The sequence below is a fragment of the Microbacterium insulae genome (assembly GCF_042677065.1).
In the GTDB taxonomy this organism is placed as follows: Bacteria; Actinomycetota; Actinomycetes; order Actinomycetales; family Microbacteriaceae; genus Microbacterium; species Microbacterium insulae.
In genome coordinates, this window is record NZ_JBHTII010000001.1 from 1,940,896 (window position 1) to 1,952,401 (window position 11,506).

Annotated in this window: 5 protein-coding genes; 3 read left to right on the forward strand and 2 right to left on the reverse strand. The window is 71.5% G+C overall.

All coding sequences use genetic code 11. The features are described 5' to 3' along the window. Positions 1-22: 22 nt before the first annotated feature. Together ACFQ0P_RS09040 and ACFQ0P_RS09045 are read left to right on the forward strand one after the other, a co-directional pair. Positions 23-778 (forward strand): 5-oxoprolinase subunit PxpA, encoded by a 756-nt coding sequence (locus ACFQ0P_RS09040; protein WP_204978391.1) that lies wholly within the window; start codon positions 23-25, stop codon positions 776-778. Next, a complete protein-coding gene (locus tag ACFQ0P_RS09045) occupies positions 775-2,406 on the forward strand; it encodes a 5-oxoprolinase subunit B/C family protein (RefSeq protein ID WP_378771972.1) in 1,632 nt (543 codons plus the stop codon). The genes ACFQ0P_RS09040 and ACFQ0P_RS09045 overlap by 4 nt, the downstream gene beginning before the upstream one ends. Before the next feature lie 3 nt (positions 2,407-2,409). On the opposite strand, the gene ACFQ0P_RS09050 is transcribed toward ACFQ0P_RS09045, so the two are convergent. Further along, a complete protein-coding gene (locus tag ACFQ0P_RS09050; protein WP_204978392.1) occupies positions 2,410-5,043 on the reverse strand; it encodes an ATP-binding protein in 2,634 nt (877 codons plus the stop codon). A gap of 35 nt (positions 5,044-5,078) precedes the next feature. Further along, entirely contained in the window at positions 5,079-7,727 is a 2,649-nt protein-coding gene (locus ACFQ0P_RS09055) for an ATP-binding protein (protein WP_204978393.1), read from the reverse strand. A 284-nt stretch (positions 7,728-8,011) separates the two neighbouring features. Here ACFQ0P_RS09055 and rpoB point away from each other — a divergent pair, with 284 nt between their 5' ends. Continuing rightward, on the forward strand, positions 8,012-11,503 hold the full coding sequence (gene rpoB, locus ACFQ0P_RS09060; protein ID WP_204978394.1) for a DNA-directed RNA polymerase subunit beta: 3,492 nt from the start codon (positions 8,012-8,014) through the stop codon (positions 11,501-11,503). Positions 11,504-11,506: the final 3 nt, after the last annotated feature.

The following is an 11,506-nucleotide window of genomic DNA, read 5'->3' on the forward strand; positions in this document are numbered from 1 at the left end:
CGGCCCCGGCTACCGTGGAGCCATGGTGGCCATCGACCTCAACGCCGACCTCGGAGAGACGGTCGACGCGGTGCCGACGGCCGACGACGAGGCGATGTTCGCGCTGATCTCGAGCGCCAGCGTCGCGTGCGGCGGACACGCGGGGGATGCCGCATCCATGCGCGAGGCCGTCGCCCGGGCGGCCCGACACGGCGTCGCCGTCGGCGCGCATCCGTCCTACCCCGACCGCGCGGGCTTCGGCCGGGTCCCCCTGGCGATGGCCCGCGACGAGCTCGCCGAAGCCGTCGCCGTGCAGCTCCGCGCCCTGATCGCCGCGGGCGCCGACGTCCGCTACGTCAAGCCGCACGGCGCGCTCTATCACGCCGTCTCGGCCGATCGCGCGCAGGCGGAGGCCGTGGTGGCGGCGATCGCGGATCAGTCCGCCCGGCTCGGCCGCGCCCTGCCCGTGCTGGGCCTGCACGGCGAGATCGCGCGGGCCGCGGCATCCGCGGGTCTTCCCTTCGTGCAGGAGGCGTTCCTCGACCGCGGTTACACGGCGGGCGGCTCACTGGTGCCGCGGTCCGCCCCCGGAGCTCTGCTGGAGGATGCCGCCGCCGTCGCCGATCGTGCGGTGCGGCTCGTGCGGGAGGGCGTCGTCGCCGCCGCCGACGGGTCGGTGGTCGCGGTCGAGGCGGCATCGCTGTGCCTGCACGGCGACACCCCGGCCGCCGTCGACATGGCGCGAGCGGTGCGGGCGGCGCTGGACGCCGCCGGCGTGGTGGTGCGGCCGCCGTGGTGAGCGCGCGCGTCCTGCCGATGGGGGAGCGGGCGCTCCTCGTCGAGACGGACGCCCTGCCCCAGGTGCTCGCTCTCCGTGCGGCGCTGGAGGCCTCGCGGCCCGACGGGGTGATCGACATCGTGCCCGCCGCGCGCACCGTGCTCGTGAGGCTGGACCCTCGGGCGCTGACGCTCGCGGACGCCCGCGCGTGGGCGGCGGCGACGGCCGCGGCCGCGCAGCCCGGTGCGGCCGGAGGCGGAGCCCTCGTCGCGCTCGACATCGTCTACGACGGCGCGGATCTGACCGAGACCGCGGCGCTCCTCGGACTGAGTCCCGCGGCGCTCGCCCGCCGCCACGCGGAGACCGAGTGGACGGTCGCCTTCACCGGCTTCGCGCCGGGCTTCGGCTACCTCGTGAGCGACGACTGGCCGTTCGACGTGCCGCGGCTCGCGTCCCCGCGCACGCGGGTCCCGGCCGGCGCGGTGGGGCTCGCCGGGCAGTTCTCGGGCGCCTATCCCCGCGAGACGCCGGGCGGGTGGCGGCTGATCGGGACGACCGACGCCCGGCTGTTCGACCCGGACGCCTCCCCTCCGGCCCTCCTCTCGCCGGGAACGCGCGTGCGTTTCCGCCCGGTCTCGGCCCTGCCCCGCCAAGAGCGGAGGAGATACGCCGGTCTAGAGCTCCCGGCAAGCGCCGGAACGCCCGTTTCTCCTCCGCTTCTTGCACCCGGCGCCGATGCACCCCCCGCCGCCGCGCGCGGCGTCGACCCTCGTCACCCCGGCGGGATCGCCGTGGTCGAGCCGGGGCTGCTGTCGACGCTGCAGGACCTCGGGCGCCCCGGAGCGGCCGCTCTCGGCGTCTCGGGCTCCGGCGCGCTCGACCGTGCGGCGCTGCGCACGGCCAATCGTCTCGTCGGAAACCCCGAGGGCGCAGCCGGGATCGAGGTCACGATGGGCGGGCTGCGGGCCGTGGCCGAGCGCGACCTGTGGTTCGCCGTGACGGGGGCGTGGGGGCCGGTGCGGCTCGACGGCCGGGAGGCGGACCCCTACACGGCCCACCCGTGGCCGGCCGGCGCCGAGCTGCACCTGGACTGGTTCGCGCACGGCGCGCGCGCCTACCTCGCTGTCCGGGGTGGTCTCGACGGACCCGCCGCCCTCGGGTCGCGCTCCTCCGACGTGCTCGCCGGACTCGGACCTCCCGCGCTGCGTCCGGGAGAGTCCGTCGGCGTGAGGGACGAGGCATCCGGCCCCATCCCCGTCCCACCGCCGTCGCCGTGGGGAGCGCCCCACGACGACGAGCTCACGCTGGAGCTGGCACCCGGTCCGCGCGCGGACTGGTTCACCGCCGAGTCGCGGGCGCTGCTCTACGACTCGGTCTGGACGGTGTCGAACCGCGCAGACCGCGTCGGCGCGCGCCTGGACGGACCCGAACTCACCCGGGCCCGGACGGAGGAGCTCCCGAGCGAGGGCATGGTGCCCGGTGCGCTCCAGGTGCCTCCGAGCGGCCGCCCGACGGTCCTGCTGGCGGACGGGCCGGTCACCGGCGGCTATCCGGTCATCGCCGTGGTGACGGATGCCTCGCTCGACCTCATCGCGCAGGCGCGCCCGGGGACCCGCATCCGGTTCCGGCACGCGCGCGCGTCGGGCTGAACCTCACCAGCGGCGCAGGGCTTCCTCGACCTCGGCGTGGTGCTCGGGAGGGAGCGCGAGCAGCACCGCGTCCGCGACAGGCAGGTCGGCTCCCGCCGCTTCGCCGGCCGCGACGCTCTCGGGGTCGCGGCCGCGGAGGATCTCGAGGTAGGGCGTGTGCACCGTGAACGCCTCGGCGTCGAAGATGCCGATGCGCCGCCGGATGACCCCCGCCGCGACCGCCAGTGCCGCGGCGCGCCACGCGTCACCTCGCGCCGCCGCCACGCCGCACACGCCCTCCAGACCGTAGGCCACGCCCTCCTCGTAGTGCAGCCGCACCGAGATCAGCAGGGTCCGCACGAACTCGTCCTCCGCCTCGTCGAGATGACCGAGCTGGAAACTGAGTCGCGACCACAGGTTGCCGGCGACCGACGTGGTGAACAGATCGCCGCGCGAGGACGCGATCTCGCGGGCGCGGTCGAAGTGCACGAGCGCGTCGTCGGTGGCGCCGCGGACCCACGCGAGCCGGCCGAGCGAGACCTCCGTGATGGCCTCGGCCCATCCGTTGCCGAGTTCGCGGAGCTTGGTCACGGCCTTGCGCAGCTCCTTCTCGGCCTTGGCGGCCTTGGGGTCGGTCAGCTGCACACGCGCCGTCGCGCGTGCGGCGAGCGCCATCGCCGCGGCATCCTCGTCCCCGCTCTCGGTGAACAGCCGCACGCACTCGCCGAGCCCGGCGACGACCTGCTCGCTCGGGTGCTGCCACATCTCGCCCCACAGCGCCAGGAACCACGCCACCGCCCGCGTGTGCTGCGTAATCGGCTGGTCGTGCTGCTTCTCGAGCAGCTCCAGCATCCACACCCGCACCTCGGCGAAGAACCCCGAGATCCACCAGTAGATGAGCAGGCTCCACGCGAAGTCGCCGGCGTCGTCGAGACGGTCGGTGTAGACGAGGTGGCGCACGGCGGCCCGCAGGTTCGGGAGCTCGAGTCCGAGCTGGACGACGGCCTCCGCCTGCTTCGGGCCGCCGAGGTCGGGGGCGACCCGCCGCACGAGCCCGAAGTAGTAGTCGGCGTGCGCGGCCCGCACGCGGTCGGCCTCGCCCCGCGCCTTGAGCCGGCCGAGGGCGTACTCGCGCACGATCGCGAGGAGGGAGAACACGGCGCGCCCGCCGACCTCGGTCTGCTTCACGAGGGAGCCGTCGACCAGGGCGGCGAGCCCGTCGATCTCCTGCCCCTCCCAGGGCCGGCCGACCCCGATCGCCTCGACGGCGTCGAGGGTGAAGCGCGTCGCGAAGACGCCCAGGTCCTCGAGCAGCTCCCGCTGCCACTCGGGAAGGAGGCTCACGCTCCAGTCGATCGTCGCGCGCATCGTGCGGTGCCGCTCCGGGAGGTCGCGCACCGCGGCGGTCAGGAGCGGAAGGCTCTGCTCGAGGCGTTCGGCGATGCCGGCGGGAGTCAGGATCCTCACCTTCGCGGCGGCCAGCTCGATCGCGAGCGGCAGTCCTTCGAGCCGGCGGCAGATCGCCGCCAGGTCTGCGGCGTTGTCCTCGGTGACATCGAAGCCGGGCTTGACGGCCTGCGCGCGGTCGACGAAGAGCGCGACCGCGGGCGTCCGCGTGGCGGGGTCGAGGCTGGCCGGCGCGGTGCCCGGCGGCGCATGGAGGGCGGGCACCTCGTACACGCGCTCGCCGCGGATGCGCAGCACGATGCGGCTGGTGACGAGGAACGCGGCCGTCGGAGCGACGGTGTAGAGCCGCACGAGGACGGGCGCGGCATCCACGATCTGCTCGAAATTGTCCAGCACGACGAGCACCCGGCGGTCGGCGAGGGCGTGAGAGATGCGCTGCTCGAGTTCGGCTTCGCCGTTGTCACGGATGCCGAGGGTGTACGCGATCGTCGGAAGCAGCAGTCCCGGCTCGAGGACGCCCTCGAGCAGGACGAAGTAGGTGCCGTCCGGGAACAGGTCCTCCGTCGCCAGGGCGGTCTCGATCGCGAGCCGGCTCTTGCCGATCCCGCCGGGGCCGATGAGGCTCACCACCCGGTCGGTGCCGCGGGCGAGCAGGTCGCGCACGCGCGCGACGTCGTCGTCGCGGCCGATGGTCGTGGTGTACGGGACGGGCACGCGGGCGACGAGGGCCGACGCGGCGGTCTCGGGATCGGGCTCGAGGGCGGCGCGGGACTCGTCGAAGCGCTCGGCGAGGAGCATGGCCAGATCGGAGGCGACCTGGTCCTCGAGGTCCTCCGCGGAGCGGAAGTGCAGGTACGCCGCGGTGTCGTCGGACTGGATACGGCCGATGAGCTCGCTGAGCCGTTCGTCGCGCTCCTGCGACGCCTTGATGTAGATCAGCTTCGGCATGGTGCGCGGCGCCAGGTTGTACTCGTCCTCGAGTCCCGAGATCTCCTCGTCGGGCGCGACCCAGCCGTAGCTGTCGCCGTAGATCCCGACGAACACGTCGCTCTGCGCGAGGTACGAGCGGTACAGCTCGCGCGGTGGATGCGGGCGCGCGCCGAGCTCGAACATGACGGGTGCCAGCCGCATCCTCTCGATGGCGCCGCGGACGGCCCGACGCTCGTCGGCCAGCTCGCGGAGGGTCGAGCTGACGAACACCCGGATCCGCTGGTCGGGCGTGCGGATCACGGGGTGCTGAACCCCAGTCATAGGCACATCTTGGCCCGGACTCCGGCGCGGCGCCATCACCGTTCGCGAATGGCGCGGACGGGGACGACTTCGGCACCATCCGTGCGCGGCACGGCCGGCACGTGGGCGAGGGCGTAAGCCGCCGCCTGCGAGGCGGTCATCGCGCGCCCGCGCTCGCGCGCCGCCTCGACGGGTTCCGGGTCGCGCGTCGCGGCGGTGAGATAGGCGAGGTGGAACACGAACTGCGGCGCGTCGTACATCGTGAGCCGCTCTCGGATCGTCTCGGCGGCCCCGACGAGCACGCCCGCCGTCTCGACGTCTCCCCGCAGCGACGCGATGGCCGAGAGCCCCTCGATCGCGTAGGCGATGCCCTCGTCGTGGTCGAGCTCCATCGACATGCGCATGGCCTCGGTGAAGCGGAAGGCCGCGGCATCCGTGTCTCCTTCGAGGAGCCGAAGGCGCGCGAGGTGGTGTGTCGCGACGGACAGGCCGAAGATTCCGCCTCCCGCGCGGGCGGCGACGGATGCCTCGGCGAACCGCTCCGTCGCACCCTCGGTGTCGCCGACAGTCCATGCCAGGCGGCCGAGCGCGATGAGCGTCAGCACCTCGGCCCAGCGGTCGCCGCCCTCGCGGAACCGTGCCGCGCAGCGCTCGAGGTCGACCGCCGCAGAGGCGATGTCGGGGTCGCCCATCGTCACCCGCGCGAGGCCGGCCGTCGCCTCGGACATGGTGCGGCCGAACTCGTCGCCGGTCGCAGCGAACATCGCGCCGCACTCGAGCAGCCCGCCCACGATGTCCTCGCGCTCGTCCGTGCGCCACATCTCGGACCACAGGTAGTAGAAGCGCGCGATCGCGAGCGAGTGGCGCGGCATGTCGGGCACGGCCGCCATGAGCTCCTCCATCCACACCCGCACCTCGTAGAAGAACCCCCGCAGCCACCAGTAGATGTAGAGGCGCCACGCGATCTCGGTGGCGGCGTCGGCTCGGGAGGCCGCGATCAGGTGCCGCACCGCGGTTCGGAGGTTCCCCCGCTCGAGGTCCAGCCGCCTCGTCGCGCTGCGCTGATCGGAGCCGCCGAGGAGCGGGGAGATCCGCCGGGCGAGGTCGAGGAAGTAGGCGGCGTGGGCGCCCCGCATCCGCTCCTCGTCGCCGCTCGACCGAAGCCGATCGACGGCGTACTCACGGACGATGACGAGCATCGTGAACACCGCTTCGCCGTCGGACTCGGACTGGGATACGAGAGAGTTGTCCACGAGCGCCTCGAGCGCGTCGACCGCGCGTTCCGCCCATGGCCGGCCGGCGGCGACCGCCTCGACGGCATCGAGCGTGAAGCCGGCCGAGAAGACGCCGAGGTCTCGGAGCATCGCGCGCTCATCGGAGGCGAGCAGCTCCTCCGACCACGCGATGGTCGCGTGCAGGGTGCGCTGGCGCTCGGGCAGATCGCGGGCGTCGCCGAGCGCCGAGCCCGACCTGTGGAGCCGCGACAGGACCGCTTCGGGCGTGAGCAGCCGCATACGCGCGGCGGCGAGTTCGATCGCGAGCGGAAGTCCGTCGAGCTCCCGGCACAGGGAGACGACGGAAGGTGTGTTCGCCGGCGTGAGCGAGAAGTCCGGCTTCGCCGCGCGGGCGCGCTCGACGAACAGCTCGACGGCCGGTGATGTCGCCGCCCTCGACACCGACCCCGGAGCAGTCGGGTCGTCGATGCGCAGGGGAGAGACCTCGTAGACGCGCTCGCCGCGCACCCGCAGGACCGCGCGGCTGGTGACCAGGAACGACGTTTCGGGGGCGAGCGCGTACAGCGAGACCAGCTCGGGTGCGGCAGCCACGAGCTGCTCGAAGTTGTCCAGGACGATGAGCATGCGGCGCGAGGCCAGGGCGAGTCGCAGGCGCTCCTCGACCGGCAGGTCGCCGCCGTCGCGGATGCCCAGCGCATAGGCGATCGTGGGCAGGAGGAGACGGGGTTCGAAGACGTTCTCGAGTCCGACGAAGCACGCGCCGCCGGGGTAGTGGGGCCGCGCCGCCTCGACGACCTCGAGCGACAGGCGGCTCTTGCCGATGCCACCCGGACCGAGCAGGGTCACGACGCGGTGGGCGCCGGACGTCAGCAGCGCCATGACATCGGCGATCTCTCGCTCGCGTCCGATGATGCGGCTGTACGGCGCGGGCATGGGGGTCTCGTGGCCCCGCTCCGCTCGCGCGTCCGCGGCGGCGCGCGACGCGTCGAACCGCTCGGCGAGCAGCACGGCGAGGTCGGCTTCGACCAGCTCCGCCAGCTCGTCCGAGGTCGAGAACGACTTGTACGACGCGGTGTCGTCCTCCCGGATGCGCTGCACGAGCGCTTCGAGTCGCGCGTCGCGCTCGGCGGGCTCGCGCAGGTAGATGAGCTTGGGCATCTCCGGCGGCGCGAGCCGGTACTCGTCCTCGAGCCCCGAGATCTCCTCGCCGGGCGCGACCCAGCCGTAGCTGTCGGCGTAGACGCCGACGAAGACGTCGCTCTGTGCGAGGTAGGAGCGGTACAGGTCCCGCGGGGGATGCGGGCGCGCGCCCAGCTCGAACATCACGGGCGCCAGGCGGATCGCCTCGACCGCCCCGCGGACCGCGCGCCGCTCGCCCTCGAGCTCGCGCAGCGTCGAGCTCACGAAGACGCGAAGCCGCTGATCGGGTGTGCGGATCGCGCCGGTGGTCCCTGCGCTCCCCGGCGTCATGGGGTTCATTGTGGGGTGCGGATGCCGCGTCCGTCCAGGTCCGTGCGCGGTTATACCGCAGCATCCGAAACTCGTCAAGGATCACGCTGGACATGGTGCGCCATCCCGCGTATAGTAGGTCCTTGCGCTCTTGGATTCCCCCTGCCCTCATATGGTGGTCGGCTGTGCCTGCGCCCCCTCACTCTCGCGGTGAGGCGTGGTGCGCGGGCAATCGGGGACGATCGAGCACTCCACCCTGACGACAAGGAAACGTGCCCTCACCCGGGCCCACGGAGGTAATCCCCTTGGCTGCTGCGCGCAACGCAACCACCACCACCCCCAAGAACGGCCGCGGAGCATCCCGCCTCTCGTTCGCCAAGATCTCCGACACGCTGACGGTCCCCGACCTGCTGGCGCTTCAGACCGAGTCCTTTGACTGGCTGGTCGGCAACGAGGCGTGGAAGGCGCGCGTGGCCGAAGCCAAGGCCGCCGGCCGCACCGACGTCCCCGAGATCAGCGGTCTCGAGGAGATCTTCGAGGAGATCTCGCCGATCGAGGACCTGAGCGAGACGATGCAGCTCTCGTTCACGAACCCCTACCTCGAGCCCGAGAAGTACTCGATCGAGGAGTGCAAGGAGCGCGGCAAGACCTACGCCGCTCCGCTCTACGTCGAGGCCGAGTTCATGAACCACCAGACCGGTGAGATCAAGACTCAGACGGTCTTCATGGGCGACTTCCCGCTCCAGACCGACAAGGGCACCTTCATCATCAACGGAACCGAGCGCGTCGTCGTGTCGCAGCTCGTCCGTTCGCCCGGCGTCTACTTCGACAAGACCCCCGACAAGACCTCCGACAAGGACATCGTGTCGGCGCGCGTCATCCCCAGCCGCGGTGCATGGCTCGAGTTCGAGATCGACAAGCGCGACCAGGTCGGTGTGCGCATCGACCGCAAGCGCAAGCAGTCCGTCACCGTCTTCCTCAAGGCGCTCGGCCTGACCAGCGAGGACATCCTCGCCGAGTTCGCCGGCTTCGAGTCGATCGAGGAGACCCTCTCGAAGGACACGATCCTCACCAAGGAGGACGCGCTCCGCGACATCTACCGCAAGCTGCGTCCGGGCGAGCAGGTCGCCGCCGAGGCCGCCCGCGCGCTCCTGGACAACTTCTACTTCAACCCGAAGCGCTACGACCTGGCCAAGGTGGGTCGCTACAAGATCAACCAGAAGCTCGGCCTCGACAAGCCGCTGACGGACTCGGTGCTCACCGTCGACGACATCGTCGCGACGATCAAGTACCTGGTGCGCCTGCACCGCGGCGACGTCACCTTCGACGGTCTGCGCGGCGGCAAGCCCGCCGAGATCCGCCTCGACGTGGACGACATCGACAACTTCGGCAACCGCCGCATCCGCGCCGTCGGCGAGCTCATCCAGAACCAGGTCCGCACCGGCCTGTCGCGCATGGAGCGCGTCGTCCGCGAGCGCATGACCACCCAGGACATCGAGGCGATCACGCCGCAGACCCTGATCAACGTGCGCCCCGTCGTGGCCGCGATCAAGGAGTTCTTCGGCACGTCGCAGCTGTCGCAGTTCATGGACCAGAACAACCCGCTCGCGGGGCTGACCCACAAGCGCCGCCTGTCGGCGCTCGGCCCGGGCGGTCTGTCGCGCGAGCGCGCCGGCGTCGAGGTCCGCGACGTCCACCCGTCGCACTACGGCCGCATGTGCCCGATCGAGACTCCTGAAGGCCCGAACATCGGCCTGATCGGCTCGCTCGCGTCCTTCGCCCGCATCAACGCGTTCGGCTTCATCGAGACGCCGTACCGCAAGGTCGTCGGCGGCAAGGTCACCGACCAGATCGACTACCTCACGGCGTCGGAGGAGGACGACTTCATCGTCGCCCAGGCCAACGCGCCGCTCAAGGCCGACGGTCACTTCACCGAGGCCCGCGTCCTCGCCCGCAAGAAGGGCGGCGAGGTCGACCTGTTCCCGGCGGACGAGATCGGCTACATGGACGTCTCCCCGCGCCAGATGGTGTCGGTGGCGACCTCGCTCATCCCGTTCCTCGAGCACGACGACGCCAACCGCGCCCTCATGGGCGCGAACATGCAGCGTCAGGCCGTGCCGCTGCTCCGCTCGGAGTCGCCCGTGGTCGGAACCGGCATGGAGGGCTACGCGGCGATCGACGCCGGTGACGTCGTCATCGCCGAGAAGCCCGGTGTCGTGCTCGAGGTCTCGGCCGACGTCGTGACCGTGCAGCTCGACGAGGGCGGCACGCAGGACTACTTCCTGCGCAAGTTCGACCGCTCCAACCAGGGCACGTCGTACAACCAGCGCGTCATCGTCTCGGCGGGCGACCGCATCGAGGCCGGCGAGGTCATCGCCGACGGCCCGGCGACGGAGAACGGCGAGCTCGCGCTCGGCAAGAACCTCCTCGTCGCGTTCATGACGTGGGAGGGTCACAACTTCGAGGACGCCATCATCCTCAGCCAGGACCTCGTGAAGGACGACACCCTCTCCTCGATCCACATCGAGGAGTACGAGGTGGACGCTCGCGACACGAAGCTCGGCAAGGAGGAGATCACGCGCGATCTTCCGAACGTGAGCCCCGACCTCCTGAAGGACCTCGACGAGCGCGGCATCATCCGCATCGGCGCCGAGGTGCGCCCCGGCGACATCCTCGTCGGCAAGGTCACGCCGAAGGGCGAGACCGAGCTGTCGGCCGAGGAGCGCCTGCTGCGCGCGATCTTCAACGAGAAGAGCCGTGAGGTCCGCGACACGTCGCTGAAGGTCCCCCACGGCGAGCAGGGCACGATCATCGCGGTCAAGGAGTTCAACGCCGAGGACGGCGACGACGAGCTCGGCTCGGGCGTCAACCGTCGCGTCGTGGTCTACATCGCCCAGAAGCGCAAGATCACCGAGGGCGACAAGCTCGCCGGCCGTCACGGCAACAAGGGCGTCATCGCGAAGATCCTCCCGATCGAGGACATGCCGTTCCTCGCGGACGGCACCCCCGTCGACGTGATCCTGAACCCGCTCGGCATCCCCGGCCGCATGAACTTCGGCCAGGTGCTGGAGACCCACCTCGGGTGGATCGCCAAGCAGGGCTGGAAGGTCGAGGGCGAGCCGGAGTGGGCCGCGCGCCTGCCGAAGGAGGCCCTCGAGGCCCCCGCCGGCACCAAGGTCGCGACCCCGGTGTTCGACGGTGCCTACGAGGAGGAGATCGCGGGTCTGCTCGACTCGACGACGCCCACCCGCGACGGCATCCGACTCATCGACTCCTCGGGCAAGACCCAGCTGTTCGATGGCCGCTCGGGTGAGCCGTTCCCGGCTCCGATCTCGGTCGGCTACATGTACATCCTGAAGCTGCACCACCTCGTGGACGACAAGATCCACGCGCGCTCGACGGGCCCGTACTCGATGATCACCCAGCAGCCGCTCGGTGGTAAGGCGCAGTTCGGCGGTCAGCGCTTCGGTGAGATGGAGGTGTGGGCCCTCGAGGCCTACGGCGCCGCGTACGCGCTGCAGGAGCTCCTCACGATCAAGTCCGACGACATCCTCGGCCGCGTCAAGGTGTACGAGGCCATCGTCAAGGGCGAGAACATCCAGGAGCCCGGCATCCCCGAGTCGTTCAAGGTGCTCATGAAGGAGATGCAGTCGCTCTGCCTGAACGTCGAGGTCCTCTCGGCCGACGGCACGGCGGTCAACCTCCGCGACACCGACGACGACGCCTTCCGTGCGGCCGAAGAGCTCGGCATCAACATCTCCAGCCGCTTCGAGTCCTCGTCGATCGACGAGATCTGACCC

Excerpts from the sequence above, each read along its gene's own strand:
- ACFQ0P_RS09055 (WP_204978393.1), bottom strand. The coding sequence starts at position 7,727 with ATGACGCCGGGGAGCGCAGGGACCACCGGCGCGATCCGCACACCCGAT.
- ACFQ0P_RS09040 (WP_204978391.1), top strand. The coding sequence starts at position 23 with ATGGTGGCCATCGACCTCAACGCCGACCTCGGAGAGACGGTCGACGCG.
- ACFQ0P_RS09050 (WP_204978392.1), bottom strand. The coding sequence starts at position 5,043 with ATGACTGGGGTTCAGCACCCCGTGATCCGCACGCCCGACCAGCGGATC.